Annotated in this window: 24 protein-coding genes; 17 read left to right on the top strand and 7 right to left on the bottom strand. The window is 61.2% G+C overall.

The genetic code is table 11. The annotated features are described in order from the left end of the window. Positions 1–182: 182 nt before the first annotated feature. Both AC07W4_RS07960 and aptA read right to left on the bottom strand, forming a co-directional pair. Positions 183–1,676, bottom strand: coding sequence for a CoA-acylating methylmalonate-semialdehyde dehydrogenase (locus tag AC07W4_RS07960; RefSeq protein ID WP_495032073.1), 1,494 nt, complete (start codon positions 1,674–1,676; stop codon positions 183–185). A gap of 74 nt (positions 1,677–1,750) precedes the next feature. Further along, on the bottom strand, positions 1,751–3,100 hold the full coding sequence (gene aptA, locus AC07W4_RS07955; RefSeq protein WP_495032072.1) for an omega-aminotransferase AptA: 1,350 nt from the start codon (positions 3,098–3,100) through the stop codon (positions 1,751–1,753). Positions 3,101–3,238: 138 nt separating this feature from the next. Here aptA and AC07W4_RS07950 point away from each other — a divergent pair, with 138 nt between their 5' ends. The 6 genes from AC07W4_RS07950 (at position 3,239) to AC07W4_RS07925 (ending at position 9,767) form a co-directional block, all read left to right on the top strand. After that, the gene (locus tag AC07W4_RS07950) at positions 3,239–4,159 is read left to right on the top strand and encodes a LysR family transcriptional regulator (RefSeq protein WP_008050320.1); all 921 of its coding nucleotides are present in this window, start codon (positions 3,239–3,241) and stop codon (positions 4,157–4,159) included. 211 nt (positions 4,160–4,370) lie between these two features. After that, positions 4,371–5,021, top strand: coding sequence for a TetR/AcrR family transcriptional regulator (locus tag AC07W4_RS07945; RefSeq protein ID WP_495032071.1), 651 nt, complete (start codon positions 4,371–4,373; stop codon positions 5,019–5,021). A 6-nt stretch (positions 5,022–5,027) separates the two neighbouring features. Continuing rightward, positions 5,028–5,609 carry an IMPACT family protein gene (locus AC07W4_RS07940; RefSeq protein ID WP_495032070.1) on the top strand — a complete coding sequence of 194 codons (582 nt, stop codon included), beginning with the start codon at positions 5,028–5,030 and terminating at the stop codon, positions 5,607–5,609. A gap of 548 nt (positions 5,610–6,157) precedes the next feature. Continuing rightward, on the top strand, positions 6,158–7,723 hold the full coding sequence (locus AC07W4_RS07935) for an ABC transporter ATP-binding protein (protein WP_495032069.1): 1,566 nt from the start codon (positions 6,158–6,160) through the stop codon (positions 7,721–7,723). Between the two features lie 11 nt (positions 7,724–7,734). Further along, positions 7,735–8,841: an ABC transporter permease gene (locus AC07W4_RS07930; protein WP_495032068.1), complete on the top strand. Its 1,107-nt coding sequence runs from the start codon at positions 7,735–7,737 to the stop codon at positions 8,839–8,841. Continuing rightward, positions 8,841–9,767, top strand: a complete 927-nt coding sequence (locus tag AC07W4_RS07925) for an ABC transporter permease (protein WP_495032067.1) — start codon at positions 8,841–8,843, stop codon at positions 9,765–9,767. The genes AC07W4_RS07930 and AC07W4_RS07925 overlap by 1 nt, the downstream gene beginning before the upstream one ends. On the opposite strand, the gene AC07W4_RS07920 is transcribed toward AC07W4_RS07925, so the two are convergent. Next, the gene (locus AC07W4_RS07920; RefSeq protein ID WP_495032077.1) at positions 9,764–10,255 is read right to left on the bottom strand and encodes a hypothetical protein; all 492 of its coding nucleotides are present in this window, start codon (positions 10,253–10,255) and stop codon (positions 9,764–9,766) included. The two genes, AC07W4_RS07925 and AC07W4_RS07920, sit on opposite strands and share 4 nt — an antisense overlap. 82 nt (positions 10,256–10,337) lie before the next feature. On the opposite strand from AC07W4_RS07920, the gene AC07W4_RS07915 reads away from it, so the two are divergent. The 6 genes from AC07W4_RS07915 to AC07W4_RS07890 all read left to right on the top strand — a co-directional run bounded on the left by AC07W4_RS07915 (position 10,338) and on the right by AC07W4_RS07890 (position 16,573). Then, a complete protein-coding gene (locus AC07W4_RS07915; RefSeq protein WP_150756635.1) occupies positions 10,338–10,694 on the top strand; it encodes a MerR family transcriptional regulator in 357 nt (118 codons plus the stop codon). Positions 10,695–10,713: 19 nt separating this feature from the next. Further along, a complete protein-coding gene (locus AC07W4_RS07910) occupies positions 10,714–11,403 on the top strand; it encodes an SDR family oxidoreductase (protein WP_495032066.1) in 690 nt (229 codons plus the stop codon). A gap of 254 nt (positions 11,404–11,657) precedes the next feature. Beyond that, entirely contained in the window at positions 11,658–13,016 is a 1,359-nt protein-coding gene (locus AC07W4_RS07905; protein WP_104451454.1) for an 8-oxoguanine deaminase, read from the top strand. A 328-nt stretch (positions 13,017–13,344) separates the two neighbouring features. Further along, the gene (locus AC07W4_RS07900; protein ID WP_495032065.1) at positions 13,345–14,427 is read left to right on the top strand and encodes a BMP family ABC transporter substrate-binding protein; all 1,083 of its coding nucleotides are present in this window, start codon (positions 13,345–13,347) and stop codon (positions 14,425–14,427) included. A gap of 144 nt (positions 14,428–14,571) precedes the next feature. Then, a complete protein-coding gene (locus AC07W4_RS07895) occupies positions 14,572–15,537 on the top strand; it encodes an isopenicillin N synthase family dioxygenase (protein WP_495032064.1) in 966 nt (321 codons plus the stop codon). Between the two features lie 82 nt (positions 15,538–15,619). After that, a complete protein-coding gene (locus tag AC07W4_RS07890; RefSeq protein WP_495032063.1) occupies positions 15,620–16,573 on the top strand; it encodes an adenosine deaminase in 954 nt (317 codons plus the stop codon). A 56-nt stretch (positions 16,574–16,629) separates the two neighbouring features. On the opposite strand, the gene AC07W4_RS07885 is transcribed toward AC07W4_RS07890, so the two are convergent. After that, on the bottom strand, positions 16,630–17,364 hold the full coding sequence (locus AC07W4_RS07885; protein ID WP_495032062.1) for an ArsR/SmtB family transcription factor: 735 nt from the start codon (positions 17,362–17,364) through the stop codon (positions 16,630–16,632). A 315-nt stretch (positions 17,365–17,679) separates the two neighbouring features. Continuing rightward, the gene (gene vimR, locus AC07W4_RS07880; RefSeq protein WP_495032061.1) at positions 17,680–18,609 is read right to left on the bottom strand and encodes a transcription regulator VimR; all 930 of its coding nucleotides are present in this window, start codon (positions 18,607–18,609) and stop codon (positions 17,680–17,682) included. Positions 18,610–18,735: 126 nt separating this feature from the next. Here vimR and AC07W4_RS07875 point away from each other — a divergent pair, with 126 nt between their 5' ends. Further along, a complete protein-coding gene (locus tag AC07W4_RS07875; RefSeq protein ID WP_495032060.1) occupies positions 18,736–19,749 on the top strand; it encodes a zinc-binding alcohol dehydrogenase family protein in 1,014 nt (337 codons plus the stop codon). Positions 19,750–19,999: 250 nt separating this feature from the next. Then, positions 20,000–20,173, top strand: a complete 174-nt coding sequence (locus tag AC07W4_RS07870) for a hypothetical protein (RefSeq protein WP_008050343.1) — start codon at positions 20,000–20,002, stop codon at positions 20,171–20,173. Positions 20,174–20,181: 8 nt separating this feature from the next. Here the strand turns inward: AC07W4_RS07870 and AC07W4_RS07865 are convergent, their stop codons facing one another. Both AC07W4_RS07865 and AC07W4_RS07860 read right to left on the bottom strand, forming a co-directional pair. Continuing rightward, positions 20,182–21,378 carry a multidrug effflux MFS transporter gene (locus tag AC07W4_RS07865; RefSeq protein WP_495032059.1) on the bottom strand — a complete coding sequence of 399 codons (1,197 nt, stop codon included), beginning with the start codon at positions 21,376–21,378 and terminating at the stop codon, positions 20,182–20,184. Between the two features lie 90 nt (positions 21,379–21,468). Further along, positions 21,469–21,666, bottom strand: a complete 198-nt coding sequence (locus tag AC07W4_RS07860) for a cation transporter (protein WP_046043755.1) — start codon at positions 21,664–21,666, stop codon at positions 21,469–21,471. A gap of 148 nt (positions 21,667–21,814) precedes the next feature. Between AC07W4_RS07860 and AC07W4_RS07855 the strand changes: the two genes are divergently transcribed. From AC07W4_RS07855 to cueR, 3 genes are all read left to right on the top strand, one after another. Beyond that, positions 21,815–22,198 (top strand): hypothetical protein, encoded by a 384-nt coding sequence (locus tag AC07W4_RS07855; RefSeq protein ID WP_008050348.1) that lies wholly within the window; start codon positions 21,815–21,817, stop codon positions 22,196–22,198. Between the two features lie 188 nt (positions 22,199–22,386). Continuing rightward, positions 22,387–24,780 (top strand): heavy metal translocating P-type ATPase, encoded by a 2,394-nt coding sequence (locus AC07W4_RS07850; protein WP_495032058.1) that lies wholly within the window; start codon positions 22,387–22,389, stop codon positions 24,778–24,780. Beyond that, positions 24,777–25,190, top strand: coding sequence for a Cu(I)-responsive transcriptional regulator (cueR, locus tag AC07W4_RS07845; RefSeq protein WP_495032057.1), 414 nt, complete (start codon positions 24,777–24,779; stop codon positions 25,188–25,190). The genes AC07W4_RS07850 and cueR overlap by 4 nt, the downstream gene beginning before the upstream one ends. Positions 25,191–25,353: the final 163 nt, after the last annotated feature.

Genomic DNA, 25,353 nt, shown 5'->3' with positions numbered 1-25,353 from the left:
GAAAACTGCGTAACTCGTTGTTTACCAAGGAGTTTTCCGTTTCGACTGCGCCGGAAGTGGGGCGAATTATAGGCCTCCAGAATCTGCCGTCAACAGCTATTTTCACAATTCTGTCATATAGGGCAAAAAAGCCCCAAAAACAAAAGGCCGACCCAATGGGTCGGCCTTTTGCGCCATTCTACTTACAAGCTAGGGAAAGCGAACTGCGAAGCTTCATGGCTCGCACGCTGCGGCCAGCGCTGGGTGATGGCCTTGCGGCGGGTATAGAAACGCACGCCATCCGGGCCATAGGCGTGCAGGTCACCGAACAGCGAACGCTTCCAGCCGCCAAAGCTGTGATAAGCCACCGGTACTGGCAGCGGTACGTTGACACCAACCATGCCGACTTCGATCTCGTCGCAGAACAACCGCGCTGCTTCGCCGTCACGGGTGAAGATGCAGGTGCCGTTGCCATATTCGTGATCGTTGATCAGTTGCATGGCTTCTTCCAGGCTGTTGACCCGAACAACGCACAGCACCGGCCCGAAGATCTCTTCTTTATAGATACGCATCTCTGGCGTGACGTTGTCGAATAGGCAACCACCCAGGAAGAAGCCTTCCTCGTGACCAGCGACGGTCAGGCCACGGCCGTCCACCACCAGTGTCGCGCCGGCGGCCACGCCGTCTTCTACATAACCGCTGACCTTGTCCCGTGCCTGACCAGTCACCAGTGGGCCCATGTCCAGGCCGCAGTTGGTACCGGCACCGATTTTCAGCGCCTTGATTTGTGGAACCAGTTTGGCCACCAGTGCATCGGCCACCTGGTCACCCACGCACACCGCTACCGAGATCGCCATGCAACGCTCGCCGCAAGAACCGTAAGCCGCGCCCATCAGAGCGCTGACGGCGTTGTCCAGGTCTGCATCCGGCATCAGTACTGCGTGGTTCTTCGCACCGCCCAGGGCCTGAACGCGCTTGCCGCGCTTGGTGCCTTCGGAATAGATGTATTCGGCAATCGGCGTCGAACCAACGAAGCTCAGCGCTTTGACTTCCGGCGCTTCGATCAATGCGTCCACCGCAGTCTTGTCACCGTGCACCACGCTCAGTACGCCTTTAGGCAGACCAGCCTCCAGCAGCAACTGGGCGATCAGCAGCGTCGAGCTCGGGTCACGCTCGGATGGCTTGAGGATGAAGCAGTTGCCACAGACGATCGCCAACGGGTACATCCACAACGGCACCATGGCCGGGAAGTTGAACGGCGTGATACCGGCAACCACGCCCAGCGGCTGGAAGTCCGACCAGGCGTCGATGTTCGGGCCAACGTTACGGCTGTATTCACCCTTGAGGATTTCAGGAGCCGCGCAAGCGAACTCGACGTTCTCGATGCCGCGCTTGAGTTCACCGGCAGCATCTTCCAGGGTCTTGCCGTGCTCTTCGCTGATCAATTGCGAGATGCGGGCTTCGTTCTGCTCCAGCAATTGCTTGAAGCGGAACATCACTTGGGCACGCTTGGCCGGCGGCGTGTTGCGCCAGGCCGGGAATGCAGCCTTGGCCGCATCGATGGCGCTCTGGATGGTTTCGCGGGTCGCCAGTGGCAGCTTGTGGATAGCCTGACCGGTAGACGGGTTGTACACATCAACCGCGCGACCGTTCTCGGTCACCAGTTCGCCATTGATCAAATGCGGAATAACGCTCATGGAAGCTCCTGAAAAGTTGTCCACAGGCGCTCGCTTCGGAGCGCCTGTTGTTTGTAGGTATATAGAAGGAGAAATCAGTCGATCTTGCTCAGCACTTCGCCGACCGCGTCGAACAGGCGATCCAGGTCCTGCGGCTTGCTGTTGAAGGTTGGGCCGAACTGCAGGGTGTCGCCGCCGAAGCGCACGTAGAACCCGGCTTTCCACAGTGCCATGCCGGCTTCGAACGGACGCACGATGGCGTCGCCGTCACGCGGTGCGATCTGGATCGCACCGGCCAGGCCGAAGTTACGGATGTCGATGATGTTCTTGGTGCCCTTCAGGCCGTGCAGCGCGTTTTCGAAATGCGGTGCGACTTCAGCCACGCTCTGTACCAGGCTTTCCTTTTGCAGCAGGTCGAGTGCCGCCAGGCCCGCGGCGCAAGCCACCGGGTGCGCGGAGTAGGTGTAGCCGTGAGGGAATTCAACCGCGTATTCAGGCGTCGGCTGATTCATGAAAGTCTGGTAGATCTCGGAGCTGGCAATCACCGCGCCCATCGGGATCGCACCGTTGGTGACTTGCTTGGCGATGCACATCAGGTCCGGGGTCACACCGAAGGTGGTCGCGCCGAACATGGTGCCGGTACGGCCGAAACCGGTGATCACTTCGTCGAACACCAGCAGGATGTTGTGCTGGTCGCAGATTTCACGCAGACGCTTGAGGTAACCCTGTGGTGGAACCAGCACGCCAGCGGAACCGGCCAGTGGCTCGACGAAGACTGCCGCGATGTTCGACGCATCGTGCAGTTCGATCAGCTTCAGCAGTTCGTCAGCCAGGGCGATACCACCCTGCTCCGGCATGCCACGGGAGTAAGCGTTGCTTGCCAGCAAAGTGTGCGGCAGGTGGTCGACGTCCATCATCGCCTGGCCGAACAGTTTGCGGTTGCCGTTCACGCCACCGAGGCTGGTGCCGGCGATGTTCACACCGTGGTAACCACGGGCACGGCCGATCATTTTGGTCTTGGTCGACTGGCCCTTCAGGCGCCAGTAAGCACGGACCATCTTCACGGCGGTGTCAGCACACTCGGAGCCCGAGTCGGTGAAGAACACGTGGTTCAGGTTGCCCGGGGTCAGGTCGGTGATTTTCTCAGCCAATTGGAAGGACAGCGGATGGCCGTACTGGAAGGCAGGCGAGTAATCGAGGGTGCCCAGTTGCTTGGCGACCGCTTCCTGGATTTCCTTGCGGGTGTGACCGGCGCCACAGGTCCACAGACCGGACAGCGAGTCATAGACCTTGCGGCCCTTGTCGTCGATCAGCCAGCTGCCTTCGGCGCCAACGATCAGGCGCGGGTCGCGCTGGAAGTTGCGGTTGGCGGTGTAAGGCATCCAGTGAGCATCGAGCTTGAGCTGGCTGACCAGGGAAGTCGGGGCGTTTTCAGGCTGGTTCATGGGCGTAACCTCGCAAGGCAATAAGCGGCGTAAGGATTGAAAACCGTTGTTGCAGCTAAATTGCCACGGGGATAAAGTCTGTGAAATCCAACTTTTCTAATGTTCAGTCAGCCGACCACTAAACTTTGAGTAACCCGCATGAGCGCTCGCCGTCCCGATCCGCTGGCCCAGGTCAGCGACTTTGATATCCGCCTGCTGAGGATTTTCCGCAGCGTAGTGGAATGCGGCGGCTTCTCCGCGGCGGAAACCGTACTGGGCATCGGTCGCTCGGCGATCAGCCAGCAGATGAGCGATCTGGAGCAGCGCCTCGGCCTGCGCCTGTGCCAACGGGGACGTGCCGGGTTTTCCCTCACAGAAGAAGGCCGCGAGGTCTATCAATCGGCGTTGCAACTGCTAAGTGCACTGGAAAGCTTCCGCACCGAGGTCAATGGCCTGCACCAGCACTTGCGCGGCGAGTTGATCATTGGTCTGACGGACAACCTGGTCACCCTGCCCCACATGCGCATCACCCATGCCCTCGCGCAATTGAAGGAACGGGGCCCGGACGTGCAGATCCAGATCCGCATGATCGCGCCCAATGAAGTCGAACAAGGCGTGCTTGACGGTCGCCTGCACGTCGGCGTGGTGCCGCAGGCCAGCGCGCTGTCGGGTCTGGAGTATCAGCCGCTGTATAGCGAGCGTTCGCTGTTGTACTGCGCGGTCGGTCACCCGCTGTTTTATGTCGATGACAAGCAGCTGGACGACGAACGCCTGAACAGTCAGGACGCCATCGCGCCCACCTTCCGTTTGCCCGCGGATATTCAGGCTCACTACCAGGCGCTCAACTGCACCGCCAGCGCCTCGGACCGCGAAGGCATGGCGTTCCTGATCCTGACCGGGCGCTATATCGGTTACCTGCCGGATCACTACGCGAGTCTCTGGGTGCAGCAAGGCCGGTTGCGCGCATTGAAAGCCAAAACGCGGTTCTATGACCTGAGCCTGGCATCGGTCACCCGCAAGGGGCGTCGACCCCATCTGGTGCTGGAGAGTTTTCTCGAGAGTCTGGCGGCGACGCGCTGAATTGTCGGATAACAGAAACCTGTGGGAGCGGGCTTGCCCGCGAAGAGGCCGGTACATCCAGCATCAATGTTGTTTGACACACCGTATTCGCGAGCAAGCCCGCTCCCACATTAGATTGCGGTGAAGTGTTTTATTGTGTGAGGCCTTGTCTGAAACCGGTGGGTACGTTATCAACGCACTGGCCGTCCCACCCACCCGTTCGGAAGTGCTTATGACCTTTGAAGTCCCAGCCCACGGCGCAAAACCCCTCAGCCGCATTCGTCAGAAAAACGAAGAGACCATCATCAAAGCCGCCGAAGACGAGTTCGCCCGTCACGGGTACAAAGGCACGAGCATGAACACCATCGCCCAGAATGCCGGGCTGCCCAAGGCGAACCTGCATTACTACTTCACCAACAAGCTCGGTTTGTACGTTGCGGTGCTGAGCAACATCATCGAACTGTGGGACAGCACCTTCAACACCCTCACCGCCGAGGACGATCCGAGCGAAGCCTTGACCCGCTACATCCGCGCGAAAATGGAATTCTCCCGACGCCAGCCGCAAGCTTCGCGGATTTTTGCCATGGAAGTCATCAGCGGCGGTGAATGCCTGACCGAGTACTTCAACCAGGATTATCGTGCCTGGTTCCAGGGCCGCGCGGGCGTGTTCCAGGCCTGGATCGACGCCGGTAAAATGGACCCGGTCGACCCGGTGCACCTGATCTTCCTGTTGTGGGGCAGCACCCAGCACTACGCCGACTTCGCCACGCAGATCTGCCGCGTCACCGGGCGCACCAGGCTGACCAAACAGGACATGGAAGACGCCGGGGACAACCTGGTCCGCATCATTCTCAAGGGCTGCGGCCTGAAACCTGCCATCTAAGCACTTATGCCATTTACCCTCAGCGGTTTTTGCGAATACCGCGAAGAGATTCGCAAGAGCCGCTTCATTACCTTCGCCGCGCCGATCTCCAGCCCGGCCGAGGCCCAGGCGTTCATTGAACAGCACAGCGACTTGAATGCCTCGCACAACTGCTGGGCCTGGAAGCTCGGCGATCAGTATCGCAGCACCGATGATGGCGAGCCCGGCGGTACGGCCGGCCGGCCGATTCTGGCGGCGATCGAGGCGCAGGATTGCGATCAGGTCGCGGTGCTGGTGATTCGCTGGTATGGCGGCATCCAACTGGGCACCGGGGGGCTCGCCCGGGCCTATGGTGGGGGTGCAAACAAATGCCTGCAAACGGCGCCGAAGATCGAGCTGATCAGTCGGGTACCGCTGCGTTGCGCGTGCGGATTTGCCGAGCTGGCCCTGGTGAAGCTGCGGGTAGCAGAGGCCGGTGGATTGGTTGTGGATGAAAGCTTCACTTCCAATGGTGTCGAGTTGCAATTGGCCGTGGGCGAAGCACAGATCGACAACTTGCAGTCACAACTGGCCGGTTTGAGTCGCGGGCGCATTCTGTTACAGCGTTGAAAGCGTTTCATCACAGGCTGCAATCTTTTGGGGCACGCCGCTTTTTCACTTATTCCATATTTGCCCACATCTGCTGTGCACCCGGCTGTGGATAACCTGAGCACATACCGCTGTAACCCTTCTGTCATGCGGCTTTGCGGACTTTGCTCAATTTTCGTCCAATCTGCCATCAAGCACATCAAATTCAAATAAAAACAAACAGTTACAAGGGTTTATCGCCTTTAGAAGAAAGCCACTCAGTGCTTATGCCCATGCTTTGAGCTTGCACACAAATACTGTGGAGCAATCTGTGGATAACCCGTTCATGGCCGTCCCGACGCCCTGCACGGCATGGCTTGTAGTCGATTGCTCATTTTTTGAGCAAAACCCCACGAGCAAAATCGGGGCTTGATTTGCGCCGTTGCCCCTATGTGGTGCCGGGCTCTGCGTGGCACATTTGAAAGCTGCGTACTCAACACCCCTGCTCACAGGAGCCCGAAGTTTTCCTGACCGAGTGGCCAGATAATTGCTTTATCCACAGGCACAAGTCCAACAGCACTGAGCCTGTCATGCCCAATCACGCCCCAATCCCCGATCCGGTTCCGCGTCTGCAACTGCGTGCAATCACAAAACGCTATCCCGGCTGCCTGGCCAACGATGCCATCGACCTGACCATTGCCCCTGGCGAGATCCATGCCCTGCTCGGCGAAAACGGCGCGGGCAAAAGCACGCTGATGAAGATCATCTACGGCGTCACCCATGCCGATTCCGGCGAAGTGATCTGGCAAGGCCAGCGGGTGAGCCTGCGCAACCCGGCCCAGGCCCGGGGTTTGGGAATCGGCATGGTGTTCCAGCATTTCTCGCTGTTCGAAACCCTGAGCGTGGCGCAGAACATCGCCCTGGCCATGGGCGCGGGGGCAGGCACCCCCAGACAACTTGAGCCGAAGATTCGCGAGGTGTCCCGGCGCTACGGTATGGCGCTGGAACCGGAGCGACTTGTCCACAGCCTGTCGATCGGTGAACGGCAACGGGTGGAAATCATTCGCTGCCTGATGCAGGACATCCGCCTGCTGATTCTCGATGAACCGACTTCGGTGCTGACGCCGCAAGAGGCCGACGACTTGTTCGTCACCCTGCGCCGGCTCGCTGCCGAAGGCTGCAGCATTTTGTTCATCAGCCACAAGCTTGGGGAAGTGCGCGCGTTGTGCCACCGCGCAACGGTTTTACGAGGCGGTCGGGTGGCCGGGCATTGCGTGCCGGCCGAGTGCTCGGATCAGCAACTGGCGCGCTTGATGGTCGGTGAAGCGGCGGAGTTGATCGCAGACTATCCGAAGGTAGCTGGAGGTGATGCATTCCTTGATGTCCGTGGCTTGTCCTGGCACAACCCGGACCCGTTCGGCTGCTCGCTTGCCAACATCGACCTTGAAGTGCGTCGTGGTGAAATTGTCGGCATCGCCGGTGTCGCCGGCAATGGCCAGGATGAGTTGCTGGCCTTGCTCAGCGGCGAAGCACTGTTGCCCCGCAACGCCAGCGCGACGATCCGTTTTGGCCAGGAGCCCGTCGCCCATTTGCGTCCCGATGCACGCCGCCAACTCGGCCTGGGGTTCGTTCCCGCCGAACGCCTGGGTCATGGTGCGGTGCCGGAGCTGACCCTGGCGGACAACGCGCTGCTGACTGCTTTCCAGCAAGGATTGGTGAACAACGGCCTGATCCAGCGCGGCAAAGTCGAAGCACTGACCGAGGACATCATCCGCCGTTTCGGTGTCAAGACACCCGATAGCCAGGCGCCGGCCCGCAGTCTGTCCGGGGGCAACCTGCAAAAATTCATCCTCGGCCGGGAAATCCTCCAGCAACCCAAACTGCTGATCGCCGCGCACCCGACCTGGGGCGTGGACGTAGGCGCCGCCGCCACCATTCACCGCGCCTTGATTGCCTTGCGCGATGCCGGCGCGGCGATCCTGGTGATTTCCGAAGACCTCGACGAACTGTTCCAGATCAGCGACCGCCTCGGCGCCATGTGCGGCGGTCGACTGTCGGCGCTCCACGCCACCGTCGATACGCGCCTGAGCGATGTCGGCGGCTGGATGGCCGGCCAGTTCGGCGCCCCTCAATCACTCGAATCCGCCACGCGTTAACGGAGTGTCACATGCTGCTTTCTCTTGAACCCCGCGGCCAGCAATCGCGCCTGATGCTGTGGTGCTCGCCGTTGCTGGCGGCTGCACTCACCCTGGGCTGTGGATCCTTGCTGTTTATCGCGCTCGGGCACGACCCGCTGCTGACCTTGCACACCTTGCTGATTGCGCCGGTCAGCGACCTGTATGGCGTCTCCGAATTGTTGGTCAAAGCCCTGCCGATTCTGCTCTGCGCATTGGGCCTGGCCGTCGCCTATCAGGCGCGCATCTGGAACATCGGTGCCGAAGGTCAACTACTGCTCGGTGCGTTGGCCGGCAGTGCGCTGGCGGTGAACATCATCGACATGCAAAGCCGCTGGGCGCTGGTACTGATCCTGCTCACTGGCACCTTGGCTGGAGCCGCGTGGGCCGGGCTGACGGCGTGGTTACGCACGCGCTTCAACGCCAATGAAATCCTGACCAGCATCATGCTCAATTACATCGCCCTGAACCTTTTGCTGTATTGCGTGCACGGCCCACTGAAAGATCCGGAAGGTTTCAATTTTCCGCAATCGGCGATGTTCGGCGACGCCAGCCGCTTACCGTTGCTGATGGAAGATGGCCGGGTCCACGCCGGGGTTTACTTCGCCCTGCTCGCGTTGGTGACGGTGTGGGTGTTGTTGCAGAAAAGCTTTGTCGGTTTCCAGATCAAGGTGCTCGGGCTGGACAAGCGTGCCGCCGGTTTCGTCGGCTTTCGCGAGACGCGCCTGATCTGGCTTGCGCTGTTGTTCAGCGGCGGTCTGGCGGGGCTTGCCGGTGTGTGCGAAGTCACCGGCCCCATCGGCCAACTGGTGCCGCAGGTCTCGCCGGGCTATGGCTATGCAGCGATCACCGTGGCATTTCTCGGTCGTCTGAATCCTGTCGGCATCCTGTTTTCCAGCCTGTTGATGGCGCTGCTGTACATCGGCGGCGAAAGCGCACAAATGAGCCTGAACCTGCCGCAAGCGATCACCCAATTGTTCCAGGGCATGATGCTGTTTTTCCTGCTGGCCAGTGATGTGCTGATCCTCTACCGACCGCGCTTGAACCTGCGCTGGACCCGCCGCGCACAAACTACCGCCGTACAAGCAGGAGCGCTGTGATGGATATCGATCTGCTGAGCAATATTTTCTACGCCATGGTCCGCTGCGGTACGCCGTTGCTGCTGGTGGCGCTGGGGGAGTTGATCTGCGAGAAAAGCGGCGTCCTCAACCTCGGCCAGGAAGGCATGATGCTGTTTGGCGCGGTGATAGGTTTCATCGTCGCGTTCAACACCGGCCACCTGTGGCTCGGCGTATTGCTGGCGATGCTCGCCGGAATGCTGTTGTCATCGCTGTTCGCCCTGGTGGTGCTGGTGTTCAACGCCAATCAGGTGGCCGCTGGTCTGGCCCTGACGATTTTCGGTGTGGGCCTGTCGACCTTCGTCGGGGCGGCGTGGGTCGGCAAGCCGCTGGCGGGGTTCGAGCCGATGGCGATTGCGTATTTGAGCGAGATCCCGCTGATCGGGCGGATGCTGTTTGCCCAGGACCTGTTGGTGTATCTGTCGTTCGTGCTGTTTGCGCTGGTGGCCTGGGTGATTCTGAAAAGCCGCGTCGGGCTGATCATTCAGGCGGTCGGGGAAAACCCGGATGCGGCCAGCGCCATGGGCTTGCCGGTGTTGGCGGTGCGCACTCTGGCGGTGTTGTTCGGCGGCGCGATGGCCGGGTTGGCCGGGGCATATCTGTCCCTGGCCTACACACCGATGTGGGCGGAAAACATGAGTGCCGGGCGCGGCTGGATTGCCCTGGCGCTGGTGGTGTTCGCCAGTTGGCGGGTGTGGCGCCTGCTGCTCGGCGCGTACCTGTTCGGACTCGCCAGCATCCTGCACCTGGTGGCGCAGGGGTTGGGACTGGCAATTGCGTCCAGTCTGCTGGCGATGTTGCCGTATGTCGCGACCATTGTGGTGCTGGTGCTGCTGTCCCGGGATGCGGTGCGCACACGGTTGTATGCGCCGGTTTCGTTGGGGCAGCCGTGGCAGGCTGGGCATTAGGCTGTGCCTGTTCGGGCCCCTTCGCGGGCAAGCCCGCTCCCACCTTCGACCGAGTTCACACCCATCCAGTGTGGGAGCGGGCTTGCTCGCGAAGGGGCCCGAACAGGCAACACTTGAGCAATGCCCCACGCCAACTCAAACACCAGAAAAACCACCAGAATCGAACTCGCGCCATGAACCAGGGCATAAGCCTGCCAAGCCGAGAACAGGAATCTGCCCACGGCGTCATACCGCCCATAAACCTGCTGCGGATCACGAATCCGCAGCACCGCCCATACGCAGACGATCGACCCCAGCAGATTCGCCATCAGCATGTGCACCGGTTCGAACGGTGGCAGCTCGCCGGGCAAATTCAACGCCTGACTCACCCCCGTCAAAACCCCATGCAACGCTGCAAAACTCCACGGCGTGACAAATGCGAGCATCACGATCAGGTCATACCAGGCACTGCCTTGCACCAACCGGCGATATTGCGTTGTAGTCCACATCGACATTGCTCCATCAATTCAGGGAGCAACAAGGCTAAAGCCTGGAGTATGCTCCAGGGTCAAGCCCCCTCGAGACGTCATGATGCGCATCGGTGAATTAGCCCAGGCCAGCGCCGTCAGCCGCGACACGCTACGCTTTTACGAGCAGCGCGGATTGATCGCCGCGCAACGCAGCGCCAATGGGTATCGAGACTATCCGCCAGACATGGTGCAACTGGTGCAGTACATCAAGACCGCTCAACGACTGGGTTTTACCCTCGGCGAGATCGGCAACAGCGTCGCTACAATCTGGCAGTCGCCCGATCCGGACAGCGCCGTCACGCAACTGCTGCAAGACAAACTCAAACTGATCGAAGCCCGCATGGCCGAACTCGGCGCGCTGCGCGACGAGTTGCAACAACGGCTCGGGCAACAGTGTCCATTGAATCCACGACTCTGAATTTTCAAGGAAGCCACTCATGTCCAAGGCAAAAACCGCACTCATCATCGGCGCCTCCCGGGGGCTTGGCCTCGGGCTGGTGAAAACCCTGCTGGCCGATGGCTGGCAAGTCACCGCTACCGTGCGCGATCCGCAAAAAGCCGAAGCCTTGCAGGCCCTGGGCAAGGTGCGGATCGAAAAGCTCGACATGGACGATCAGCCGGCGGTGTCCGCCCTGAGCCAACAACTCAAGGGAGACGTGTTTGACCTTTTGTTCGTCAATGCCGGGGTCAAGGGGCCGGATGTCCAGACGCCGAACGGCGGCGCGACAATGGCCGAAGTCGGTCAGCTGTTTTTCACCAACGCCGTGGCGCCGATCAACCTGGCCCAGCGTTTTGTCGAGCAACTGCGCCCGGACACCGGCGTGCTGGCGTTCATGAGTTCGGTGCTGGGCAGCGTGACCATGCCCGATGCGCCGGAACTGGCACTGTACAAGGCCAGCAAGGCGGCGCTGAATTCCATGACCAACAGCTTTGTCACTCAGTTGGGCGATACAACGCTTACTGTCCTGTCGCTGCACCCGGGCTGGGTGAAGACCGACATGGGCGGTGAAGGCGCGGACATCGATGTCGAAACCAGCACCCGCGGCCTGGTTGATCAGGTGAATGCGTATGTCGGCAAGGGCGGGCATCACTTCATCAATTACCGGGGCGAAACCATTCCCTGGTAACCCCTCAGATCAAAATGTGGGAGCGGGCTTGCTCGCGAAAGCGTAGTGTCAGCCAACATCAACGTTGTAGTTACACCGTCTTCGCGAGCAAGCCCGCTCCCACAGGATGACTCTTCGTCTGGTCGGGTTGGGCTTGCCCGCCAGAGCGTTTTGATCGAAACTGCCCACCTCGCCTCCCCGGCGAACCTGGATCAGCAGACAGGGCAACACTGAGCTGGCAACCCTGAACCCAACTTTCAGAGGAGCCGGCCAACATGCCTGCGACCCGTACCTGGTTAAAAAATCCCCTCGCCATTTTCACCTCCAACGGTCTCGATGCCCGTGGCGGCCTGGTGCTGCAAGACGGTTTGATCGTCGAAGTACTCGGTGCCGGTCAACAACCGTCCGCACCGTGCAATGAAGTGTTCGACGCCCGCGAGCATGTGATCCTGCCGGGCCTGATCAACACCCATCACCACTTCTATCAAACCCTGACCCGCGCCTGGGCGCCGGTGGTCAACCAGCCACTGTTCCCGTGGCTGAAAACCCTGTACCCGGTCTGGGCACGCCTGACCCCGGAAAAACTCGCCCTCGCCACCAAGGTCGCGCTGGCCGAACTGCTGCTGTCCGGTTGCACCACCGCGGCCGACCACCACTACCTGTTCCCGGAAGGTCTGGAAAACGCGATCGACGTGCAAGTCGAGAGCGTTCGCGAGTTGGGCATGCGCGCCATGCTCACCCGTGGATCCATGAGCCTCGGTGAAAAGGACGGTGGCCTGCCGCCGCAACAGACCGTGCAGGAAGGCGAGGTGATCCTCGCCGATAGCCAGCGCCTGATCGCCGAGTACCACGAACGCGGTGACGGCGCGCAAATCCAGATCGCCCTGGCACCCTGCTCGCCGTTCTCGGTGACCCCGGAAATCATGTCGGCCAGCGCCGAGCTGGCGAACAAACTCGACGTGCGCCTGCACACCCACCTGGCAGAAACCCTCGACGAAGAAGATTTCTGCCTGCAACGCTTCGGCCTGCGCACCGTGGACTATCTGGACAGTGTCGGCTGGCTGGGCCCGCGAACCTGGCTGGCCCATGGCATCCATTTCAACCCGGATGAAATCGCCCGCCTCGGCGCCGCCGGCACTGGCATCTGCCATTGCCCAAGCTCGAACATGCGCCTGGCCTCGGGCATCTGCCCGAGTATCGAGCTGACCGATGCCGGAGCCTTGCTTGGTTTGGGCGTGGACGGTTCGGCGTCCAACGATGCCTCGAACATGATGCTCGAAGCGCGTCAGGCGCTATACATCCAGCGCCTGCGTTACGGCGCCGAGAAGATCACCCCGGAACGCGTGCTCGGCTGGGCGACCAAAGGCTCGGCCAGCCTGTTGGGCCGTACCGATATCGGTGAATTGGCGGTGGGCAAGCAGGCCGACCTGGCGCTGTTCAAGCTGGATGAACTGCGCTTCTCCGGTAGCCATGATCCGGTCTCGGCCCTGCTGCTGTGTGGCGCCGATCGCGCGGACCGCGTGATGGTCGGCGGCAAGTGGCGGGTGATCGATGGGCAGGTCGAAGGGCTGGACCTGAAGGGCTTGATTGCTGATCACAGCCAGGCGGCTCGGCAGTTGATTGCCGGGACCTGACACAACACCGATTAAAACTGTGGGAGCGGGCTTGCTCGCGAAGGCGGCGTACCAGTCAATACTCATGTGACTGACACACCGCCTTCGCGAGCAAGCCCGCTCCCACATTGGTTTTGTGGAGGGCCATGACCATCTGGATTGGCGCACCAGTGGATGGCAGCTGTGCAAGGACATGCACTGTTATCGGACTTCAAGGACCTGTCGCGAGCCTGCACGCGATGGCATCACCGCGGATTCATGTTTTGTTGTCTTGTTGGTCAGCAATTTGCATTGCCCTGTGCAAGCCAGAGAGCCCAGCCAACCTCACAACAAAATGGAGTTCCAATTCATGCACAACCGTCCGTTGAAGAAGCTGCTTTGCGCCGTTGCGGCAGCCATCGGTTTGAGCGCCAGCCTGACCGCCGCAGCCTCCGATCCGCTGAAAGTCGGCTTCGTCTATATCGGTCCGATCGGTGACCACGGCTGGACGTATCAGCATGAACAGGGGCGCAAGGAACTCGCGGAAAAATTCGGCTCGCAGATCACCACCAACTACGTGGAAAACGTCGCCGAAGGCGCCGACGCCGAGCGGGTGATCCGCAACATGGCCAAGGACAAATACGACCTGATCTTCACCACCTCCTTCGGCTACATGAACCCGACCGTGAAAGTCGCCAAGCAGTTTCCCAAGGTGACCTTCGAACACGCCACCGGCTACAAGCAGGACAAGAACCTCGGCACTTACCTGGCGCGCACTTACGAAGGCCGCTACGTCGGCGGCTTCCTTGCGGCAAAGATGACCAAGACCAAGAAGATCGGCTACGTCGCCTCGTTCCCGATCCCGGAAGTGATCCGCGACATCAACGCCATCCAGCTGGCCCTGAACAAGTACAACCCCGGCACCGAGATCAAGGTGGTATGGGTCAACTCATGGTTCGATCCGGGCAAGGAAGCGGACGCCGCCAACGCGTTGATCGACCAGGGTGTGGACGTGGTGTTCCAGCACACCGACAGCCCCGCGCCGATCCAGGCCGCCGAACGTCGTGGCGTGTATGCCGTAGGCTACGCTTCGGACATGGCGCACTTCGGGCCAAAAGCGGTGCTGACATCCATCGTCAACGACTGGGGCCCGCACTACGTTCAGGCAACCCAGAGCGTGATCGACCATGACTGGAAATCCCGGGACTACTGGGGTGGTTTGAAGGAAGGCACCGTTGGACTGCCCATCAGCGACCTGGTGCCGGCGACGGTGAAGAGCGAAGCCGAGCAGCTCATCGCCGACATCAAGAGCGGTGCGCTGCAACTGTTCACCGGGCCGATCAAGGATCAGGCCGGGGTCGAGAAAATCCCGGCGGGCGTGAGCGCGACCACGGCGGAACTGGCGTCGATGAATTACTACGTGGAAGGCATGAAGGCCGAGATTCCGAAGTAACACTTCAACCACCACACACCCCCCTGTGGGAGCGGGCTTGCTCGCGAAAGCGTCTGTAAATTCAACATTGACGTTGGCTGACACACCGCTTTCGCGAGCAAGCCCGCTCCCACATTGGATCTTCAGCGTTCTTAAGGATTGCGCATGACCAGCCTTCCCATCATCGACATCGCACCGCTCTACAGCACCGACCAGAGCGCCTGGCCGGCCGTGGCCGCACACATCGACCTCGCCTGCCGCGAGTGGGGTTTCTTCTACATCAAGGGTCATCCAATCAGTGCCGCGCGCATCGACGCCCTGCTCGACCACGCCAAGCGCTTCTTCGCCCAACCCACCGCCGAAAAACTCAAGATCGACATCACCCAGACCCGTCACCACCGCGGTTACGGCGCCATTGCCACCGAGCAGTTAGACCCAAGCAAACCCAGCGACCTCAAAGAAACTTTCGACATGGGTCTGCACCTGCCGGCCGGGCACCCTGACGTACTGGCGGAAAAACCCTTGCGCGGCCCCAATCGCCATCCGTCCATGCCCGGCTGGGAAGCGTTGATGGAACAGCACTACGTCGATATGCAAGCCCTGGCGCAAACGTTGTTGCGGGCCATGACCATCGCGCTGGGAATCGAAAGCGATTTCTTCGACACACGCTTCAATGACCCGGTCAGCGTGCTGCGGATGATCCATTACCCGCCGCGTCACACCGCCAGCTCCGCCGAGCAGCAAGGTGCCGGGGCGCACACCGACTACGGCTGCATCACCCTGCTCTATCAGGACGCCGCCGGTGGCTTGCAGGTCCGCAACGTCCAAGGCGAATGGATCGACGCACCGCCGATCGAAGGTACGTTCGTGGTCAACCTCGGCGACATGATGGCGCGCTGGAGCAATGACCGTTACCTGTCGACGCCGCACCGGGTGATCAGCCCCCTGGGCGTGGATCGTTATTCGATGCCGTTCTTCGCCGAGCCGCACCCGGATACCCGCATCGAATGCCTGCCCGGCTGTCAGGATGCAATGCATCCGGCGAAATACCCGGCCACCACCTGCGCCGAGTTCCTGCTCTCGCGCTTCGCCGATACCTACGCTTATCGACGGGTACCGGAAGCGGTGTGATGAACCGCCTGGTCAGGTTTTACCAATTGTTGCGGCAACCCTCTGTAGAATGGCGACCATTGCACCTGATGAGAAAAGAATTATGTACGACTGGCTGAACGCCCTGCCCAAGGCAGAATTGCACCTGCACCTGGAAGGCTCGCTGGAACCCGAGCTGTTGTTCGCCCTGGCCGAGCGCAACAAGATTGCCTTGCCGTGGAACGACGTCGAAACCTTGCGCAAGGCGTATGCCTTCAACAACCTGCAGGAATTCCTCGACCTGTATTACCGGGGTGCCGATGTGCTGCGCACGTCCCAGGACTTCTATGACCTGACCTGGGCGTACCTGCTGCGCTGCAAAGAGCAGAACGTGATTCACACCGAACCGTTCTTCGACCCGCAGACCCACACCGACCGTGGCATCCCGTTCGAAACGGTGCTCAACGGCATCGCAGCCGCACTGAAGGATGGCGAACAGCAACTGGGCATCACCAGTGGTTTGATCCTGAGCTTCCTGCGTCACCTGAGTGAAGACGAAGCCCAGAAAACCCTCGACCAGGCGCTACCGTTCCGCGATGCGTTCGTCGCCGTGGGCCTGGACAGCTCCGAGATGGGACACCCGCCGAGCAAGTTCCAGCGCGTGTTCGACCGTGCCCGTCACGAAGGCTTCCTGACCGTCGCCCACGCCGGTGAAGAAGGCCCGCCCGAGTACATCTGGGAAGCCATCGACCTGCTGAAGATCCAGCGCATCGACCATGGCGTGCGCGCCATCGAAGACGAGCGCCTGATGCAGCGAATCATCGACGAACAGATCCCGCTGACCGTGTGCCCGTTGTCGAACACCAAGCTTTGCGTGTTCGATCACATGTCGCAGCACAACATTCTCGACATGCTGGAACGCGGCGTGAAAGTGACCGTGAACTCCGATGACCCGGCGTACTTCGGCGGTTATGTCACCGAGAACTTCCATGCGCTGTACACCCATCTGGGCATGACCCAGGATCAGGCCAAGCGCCTGGCGCAGAACAGTCTCGATGCACGGTTGGTGAAGCCGTAAGGCTCAGTGCTGAAGCGCCCGGCGGGAGCGCGTTTTTTCGCTCCCGCAACGGTGTACTAAAGCGCCATTTCCAGCTCGCTTTCCTTGGCAAAGCGGTGGATCTCGCGTTGCCCGGAGGCGGTCACTTGCAAGGCTCTGGAATCGTTGGGCAGGCTCAGCCAACCCGACTGCATGAACAGTTGCAACAATGCCGCGCCCAGCGAGCCGCCCATGTGCGGGCGTCTTTCGCTCCAGTCAGGGCACGCGCAGGCAACCCTGCCGTTGTGATGGGCCAGCGCCTGGATGAACACGCCCCGTGCCGCCAACTCCGTCGCGCCCTTGAGCGTGACCGTGACCCGCTGATCAAACTGCTCTATCCAGCCAGCCTTCAGTAATCGCTGATACAGATCGGCGGACAGGGTGCCCCCCAGGTGATCGTCGCACAGTCGGGCACTCAGCAATGACGAACGCAGCGCCCGGGGTTTGGCCAGAGGTGCATTGCGCTTGAAGACGTCCGGAATGTCCAGGGGGGCGCTGGCGAGAGTCGCACTGGCCAGCGCTTCGATTGCCGCCCCGACTTCGGGAGCGGCCAGGCGGAAAAAGCGTTTGCGGCCGCGGTTTTCAACCCTCAGCAGGCCTCCGGCGGACAAACGTCCCAGGTGTGCACTGGCCGAAGACGGCGACAGGCCGGCCAGCAATGCCAGCTCTTCGGTTGCTCGCGCCGAACCGTCCATCAAGGCCCACATCATTGCGCTGCGCTTTGGGTCAGCCAGCAATGTGGCGATCTGGCTGATGCAAGGTGCATGTTCCATGTATTCACTCCCTGTTGAATCGTTTCGTCTACTGCCCAGAGACATCGTGACCCGTAATGTGTCGTCGGCCAATCCGTGGAAACTGCCATAAACCCGGCAACGCCCTGTTCACACATTGGCGCTGCCTGGCCGATGCTGCGTAGGCCAGAAGGATGACCGTGCAGCCGGGCCGACTCGAACGTGGACCCGCCATTGGGGATCGACGTTACTGACATGATGAGGGCGCTAGTATATGCGGGTTGGTCGGCGGATCCTTTCCTCCGCCCGGCGCAGGTGCTGATCGTACCTGAGGGAAATTTCTCTTTTTTCGTGCGACTAAAGATCGATTTTCGAAAAGCCTGGAAATTGACTGCTCAAAAGGATGCATCGACTGACAAGCATTTCGCGCAACAGGTTCACCGGCTTACTCAATTGTGCGCGATGGGCGCACAACAGATTCAACGGTGCGCGTTCACAGAGCAGCTCCGGCATCAGCACCTTCAAGCGGCCGGCCAATACATCGGCGGCCACATCGAGCCAGGACTTGTAAGCGATCCCGGCACCTGCCACGGCCCAAAGGCGCACGACATCGGCATCGTCACTGAAGCGATCGCCACTGACGGTGAGGCTGACTTCGCGTTTGCCGTCGTGAAAACTCCAGTGATCGTGGACCCGGCTGCCGAGCATGTACAACAGGCAATTGTGCTGCGCCAGTTGCTCCAGATGCCGGGGCTCTCCATGCCGGGCCAGATAGCCGGGAGCGGCGCACAACACCCGGCGGTTCTGCGGGGCGATGGGCAGTGCCACCAGGCTGGAGTCCTCCGGTTCACCGTAGCGCAGGGCAATGTCTACCGGTTGGCGAAACAGGTCGGCGATGCGGTCCCCCAGCAGCAGGCGTACGGTGAGTTTCGGATGCTCGCGTTGAAACTCGTCCAGCCAGGGCAGCAGCAGATTGCGGCCAAAGTCCGACGGCGCCGACAGTTGCAGAATCCCGCTGACCTGGTCCTGGCCGCTCGCCAGCAAACGCCGGCCCTCGTCAAGATTGCTCAGGGCCGCGCGGGCGTATTCGAGAAAGCCCTCGCCTTCAGCGGTCAGCCGCAGGCTGCGGGTCGAGCGAGCCAACAAACGGGCCCCGAGTTGCTGTTCGATGCGCTTGAGCCCGGCACTGGCCACCGCCGCCGACATGTCCATGCCCCGCGCGGCGGCGGACAGACTGCCCAGGTCCGCCGCCCGGACAAACAACTGCAAGTCATCGAAACGCAGCATCAAGAGCACCGATTATCAAAAAAAAATTGAAAGAGACTGCTCTTTTAGCCGGTTTTATCTTCAGGAGAAATAGCCAATCATCTGCCCCATCGAATCTCTTCTTTTATTAGTGTTCCGGAGCCGCCCATGAAAGCCATTGCCTACTACGCCTCGTTGCCGATCAGTGACGACAAGGCCCTGCAAGACATCGAACTGCCGGAGCCGGTTGCCGGCCCCCGCGACTTGCTGGTGGAAGTCAAAGCCATTTCGGTCAACCCGGTAGACACCAAGGTGCGCCAGAACGTCCAGCCCGAGGGCGGTGCGGCCAAGGTGCTGGGTTGGGACGTGGCTGGCGTGGTCAAGGCCGTGGGCAGTGAGGTGACGCTGTTCTCGGTCGGCGACAAGGTGTTTTACGCCGGCTCCATCGCCCGTGCGGGCGGCAACAGCGAATTGCATGTGGTGGACGAACGCATCGTCGGCCACATGCCGAAGACCCTTGGTTTCGCCGAGGCCGCCGCCCTGCCGCTCACCGCGATCACCGCCTGGGAACTGTTGTTCGAACGCCTGCAAGTGCGCGAAGGCAAAACCGACGAAGGCCAGAGCCTGTTGATCGTCGGCGCGGCTGGTGGCGTGGGCTCGATTCTTACGCAACTGGCTCACCAGCTGACGGCCCTGAAAGTCATCGGCAGCGCTTCGCGTGCGCAGACCCAAAGCTGGGTGAAAGAGCTGGGCGCCGACCTGGTGATCGACCATGGCCAGCCACTCTGCGAAGCACTCAAGCGCGCCGGTGTGGATCAGGTGACCCACGTCGCCAGCCTGACCCAGACCGACCAGCACCTGGACCAATTGGTCGAGGCATTGGCCCCCCAGGGCAAGCTGGCGCTGATCGATGACCCCAAGTCACTGGACGTGACCAAGCTCAAGCGCAAGAGCCTGTCACTGCACTGGGAGTTCATGTACACCCGTTCGCTGTTTGAAACCGCGGACATGATCGAGCAGCACAACCTGCTCAATCGCGTCGCCTGGCTGATCGACGCCGGGACCCTGAAAACCACGGTGGGCGAACACTTCGGCACGATCAACGCGGCTAATCTGCGCCGGGCCCATGCCCTGCTGGAAAGCGGCAAGGCCAAGGGCAAGATTGTGCTGGAAGGGTTCTGAAGCGCTGAAAAAAACCGCCGCTGATTTCATCGCTTCCTTCTGTTTTCCGCCTGCGACCGGGCAATCCCGGTCGCAGACAGCCTCTGTGGCACCCTCGAAAAACCGTGTTTTGTTTAGTTACAAACCGTCAGTCAGACAGTTGATCCTTGTCACAATGGTGACCGTATACGGGACTACAATCGAATCTCCTGCGAGGCATTCTTTTGCGTAACGTCTTTTACGAGACATCTTTTACGAGAGGAGTTCGGCTATGAAGATCCTGATAAAAGAACTGGCAAAGTCCCAGTGGCAAGTTCGCCTAGACCAACATGCTGTGACGTTCCGCAGCGAAGCAGAAGCTCGCGCTTTCACGCGTACCCTTGAAGCCCGCATCCAGGCCCCTCACCAGATTCCCGTCCTCCTTGCGCAGCGTGCGGCCGGCTGACTCCGGCCTCAAACCTGGGCTTGCGCCAGCGTTCGGGCTTTTTGCAAACGCCGGGTGAGCACTGCTGCGCTCACCACCAGAACTCCACACAGGCTGATGACCATGGCCATCGGCACGGCGCTGCCGTCGTGCAGCACACCCACCAATGCGGAGGCACCGGCAGCCACGCTGAATTGCAGACAACCGAGCAGCGCCGACGCGCTGCCGGCCCGTGCGCCCTGCCCGCTCATCGCACACGCCGCGGCGTTGGGGCTGATGCAACCGAGGCTGGCGATACAGATGAACAATGGAATCAGCAGCGGCCACAATTGTGCCGTATGCAAAGAGCTGACAGCGAGCAGGGTCAAACCGGCCGCCAGATAAACCCACACCGCGCGCGCCAGCAAAAACATCGGGCCACGCTTGGCCAGTAACCGCGCGTTGACCTGCGCCACCAGAATGAAACCCGCTGCATTGATGCCGAACAGCCAGCCGAAATGCTCGGCCGCAACGCCGTAGAGCTTGATGAAGATGAAAGGTGAACCGGCGATGTAGGCAAACATCCCGGCGATGGCGATGCCCCCGGTCAAGGCGTGGCCAAGAAATATCGGGTCGGCCAGCAACCGACCGTACTGACGCAGCGCACCCGACAACGGTTGACGCGGCATGTGGGCCGGCATGCTTTCCGGCAATCCCGTCGCCACCGCCAGCCCCGCCAGCGCACTGAAACCGGTCAAGGCCAGGAAGATCGACTGCCAGCCTGTGGTGTTGACCAACAACCCACCCAGCAATGGCGCGAGAATGGGGGCAAGTCCCATCACCAGCATCAACTGCGAAAAGACTTTCGCCGACCCCACCGCATCACACTTGTCGCTGACCACCGCCCGGGAAATCACCATCCCCGCGCAACCACCCAGCGCCTGGATGAAACGCGCACCGATCAGCCATTCCAGGTTCGGCGCAAAGGCGCACGCCACGGATGCAGCGGTGAACAAACCGACACCGATGAGCAACGGAACGCGTCGCCCGAAACGATCCGCCACCGGGCCATAGGCCAACTGACCGATGGACAGGCCGAGGAAGTACGCCGCCAACGTCATCTGAACGTGATTTTCGTCCGTCCCGAAAGCCAGGGCCATGGCCGGGAAGGCCGGCAGGTAGAAATCGATCGCCAGCGGACCGAAAGCGCTCAAGGCGCCGAGAATCAGAATGGTACGCAAGTTCATCAGGCATCCAGTGAGGCAGAAGTCGGCAGCCCGACAGTCTAGCCGCGCATGGACGCCTTGAACATTCCAGTAGCTCGCTAACTATCAAATTCAGGCCAGTTTGACACCGTAACCCTCTTCGCTGATCGCCTCGATCACCTGCTCGGCGGTCAGCGCACTTTCGACACCGACCTCCCTGGCCGCCAGATCGACCCGCACACTGGCCGCCGGGTCTTTGGCCTGGACCGCCTGGGTGATGGCCTTGACGCAGTGACCACAAGACATGCCTTCAACGTTGAACACTTGCATGGGATAGCTCCTTTTCCGAGGGTTGAACCCAGTTTCGAGCTTGCCACCATGGCAAGGTCAAGTTCTGAAGTTGGCTGCCGGGCTGGCAATCGGCGCGACGCTCGGCCAAGCTGCGTCCATCAATGACTCGAACTCAGGAGATTCAGCCATGCGCTGGTCAGTTTTCAGCCTGTTTGGCTTTCTCAGCCTTTTCGCCGCCGTGCCTTCGGTCAATGCTGCCGGTCAGGATTATGGCGTGCTGATCATTTCCCGCGAGCGCCTGGAAGTCGCGACCAGTTGTGAAATCGGTGTGTACATCCAGGATCAACTGGCGGCGCGGCTGTTTCAGGAACAGAGCACCTCGTTCAACCTGCCGCCGGGCATCGTCTCGCTGCGCCTGAAACTGCTGCCGGGCCAGGTCCCGGGTTGCAATCCGGGCATGCTCGCGCCGGGTTCGCAGGATATCCAGCTCAAGGCCGGGGATGTACTCAAGTACCGGATCGCGATGACTCAGGAAGGGATGTACCTCAAACGCGCCGGACTCGGCTACTGACCCCCCTCTGTGGGAGCGGGCTTGCTCGCGAAAGCGGTGTGTCATGCAACATTGATGTCGACTGACACGACGCCTTCGCGAGCAAGCCCGCTCCCACATTCAATCAGTGGCACGTTTCAGATTGGCACTTGACCTTGCCAGCATGGCAAGGTTGATCCTGTGGTCATCTACTACAGGGAGTGCGACCGATGTCCGAATCCACCACGTTCGACCTGCCGATTGCCGGCATGACCTGCGCCAGTTGCGCCGGGCGGGTCGAGCGCGCCTTGAGCAAAGTCATTGGCGCCAGTGCCGTCAGCGTCAACCTCGCCACTGAACAGGCCCGGGTGCAAGCGCCCAGCGACAGCCTGCCGGCCCTGATGGATGCCGTGGCCAAGGCCGGCTACAGCGTGCCGCAACAGAGTCTGGAATTGAGCATCGACGGCATGACCTGCGCTTCCTGCGTCGGTCGGGTCGAGCGTGCGCTTGGCAAGGTTGCGGGAGTGAAAAGCGTCAGCGTCAACCTGGCCAACGAACGCGCCCACCTTGAACTGCTCGGCCAGATCGATCCGCAAACCTTGATCGCCGCGGTGGCCAAGGCTGGCTACAGCGCCAGCGTCTGGGAAGCCGAACACCCGCCGACCGACAACCAGCAACAGCGCCTGCACCGCGAACGCCTGGCCTTGATCATCGCCATTGCCCTCGCCTTGCCGCTGGTATTGCCGATGCTGCTACAGCCGTTCGGCGTGCACTGGATGCTCCCGGCCTGGGTGCAATTCGCTTTGGCCACGCCGGTGCAATTCATCTTCGGTGCACGGTTCTACGTCGCCGCCTGGAAAGCCGTGCGCGCCGGAGCCGGCAACATGGATTTGCTGGTGGCCCTGGGCACCAGCGCCGGGTATGGCTTGAGCCTGTACGAATGGGCCACCGCCGCCGGGCGCATGCCGCATCTGTATTTCGAAGCCTCGGCGGTGGTGATCGCCCTGGTGCTGCTGGGCAAATACCTGGAAAGCCGCGCCAAGCGCCAGACCGCCAGCGCCATCCGTGCCCTCGAAGCCTTGCGTCCGGAACGGGCGATCCGGGTGATCGATAGCCACGAGCAAGACGTCGCCATCAGCGCCCTGCGCCTCAATGACCTGGTGATGGTCAAACCCGGCGAACGCTTCCCGGTGGATGGCGAAGTGGTTGAAGGCCAGAGCCACGCCGACGAGGCCCTGATCAGCGGCGAGAGTCTGCCGGTGCCCAAGCAGCCCGGCGACAGAGTCACCGGCGGCGCGATCAACGGTGAAGGCCGGTTGCTGGTGCGTACCCAGGCCCTCGGTGCGGAAACCGTGCTGGCGCGGATCATCCGTCTGGTGGAAGACGCCCAGGCCGCAAAAGCACCGATCCAGAAACTGGTGGATAAAGTCAGCCAGGTATTCGTGCCTGTCGTGCTGTTGATTGCCCTGGCCACCCTGATCGGCTGGTGGCTGTATGGTGCGCCGATGGAAACCGCACTGATCAACGCCGTGGCGGTGCTGGTGATCGCCTGCCCGTGCGCCCTGGGCCTGGCCACGCCGACGGCGATCATGGCCGGCACCGGCGTGGCTGCGCGCTACGGGATTCTGATCAAGGACGCCGAAGCACTGGAACGTGCCCATGAAGTCAGCGCGGTGGTGTTCGACAAAACCGGCACCCTGACCTCCGGCGCCCCGCGCATCGCTCATCTGAGTGCCATCGACGGTAATGAGGCGCGCCTGCTGCAATTGGCCGGCGCCCTGCAACGCGGGAGTGAGCATCCGCTGGCCAAGGCTGTTCTGGATGCCTGTGCCGAACGCCATTTGACGGTGGCCGATGTCAGCGACAGCCAGTCCCTGACCGGCCGCGGCATCGCCGGCAGCCTCGAAGGGCGCCACCTGGCTCTGGGCAATCGTCGCCTGCTGGAGGAAAGCGGCTTGAATGCCGGGCCATTGGCGGACTCGGCAATCACGTGGGAAAAAGAAGGCCGGACCTTATCCTGGCTGATCGAACAATCCCCCCAACCACAGGTGCTGGGCCTGTTCGCCTTCGGTGACACCCTCAAGCCCGGCGCGCTGCAAGCGGTGCAACAACTGAGCGCACGGAACATCAGCAGCCACCTGCTGACCGGAGACAATCGCGGCAGCGCCAACGTGGTGGCCCAGGCCTTGGGCATCCACGATGTGCATGCCCAAGTGCTGCCGGCGGACAAGGCCGCCACGGTCGCCGCACTGAAACAAACCGGCGTGGTGGCGATGGTCGGCGACGGCATCAACGACGCCCCGGCACTGGCCGCCGCCGACATCGGCATCGCCGTGGGTGGCGGCACCGACGTCGCCATGCATGCGGCCGGCATCACCCTGATGCGCGGCGATCCGCGATTGGTGCCGGCCGCGCTGGAGATCAGCCGCAAGACCTACGCAAAAATCCGCCAGAATCTGTTCTGGGCCTTCGTCTATAACCTGATCGGCATTCCGCTGGCGGCGTTCGGCTTCCTAAATCCAGTGCTGGCCGGTGCGGCGATGGCATTGTCGAGCGTCAGCGTGGTGAGTAATGCGCTACTGTTGAAAACCTGGAAACCCAAGGACCTGGAGGACAACCGATGAACATCGGCCAAGCGGCCCACCACAGCGGCCTGAGCGCAAAGATGATCCGTTATTACGAATCCATCGGCCTGCTCAAGGCAGCCCATCGCACCGACAGCGGCTACCGGGTATACGGCGACGACGACCTGCACACGCTGGCGTTCATCAAGCGCTCGCGAGACCTGGGGTTTTCCCTGGAGGAAGTCGGCAAGTTGCTGACCCTCTGGCAAGACCGCCAACGCGCCAGCGCCGATGTGAAAGCGTTGGCCCGCCAGCACATCGATGAGTTGAACCAGAAGATCCGCGAACTGGGTCAGTTGCGCGACACCTTGCAGGACCTGGTCGAGCACTGTCAGGGCGATCATCGGCCGGATTGCCCGATTCTCAAGAACCTGGAGTCGGGGTGTTGTGCTGAACCGGTTCGCACCTGAAACGTTGATGCCGGATGTACCGACGCCTTCGCGGGCAAGCCCGCTCCCACAGGTTCAGTGGTGTCCATGTGGGAGCGGGCTTGCCCGCGAAGGCGGACTGTCAGACGACATTGATGATGAATCTGTAACCCACAAAAAACCCGGCCGAAGCCGGGTTTTTCTT

The organism is Pseudomonas sp. GW821-FHT02A08, from assembly GCF_059422045.1.
Note: the sequence above shows the minus strand (reverse complement) of the source record. Positions and strands in the feature narration are given on the sequence as shown.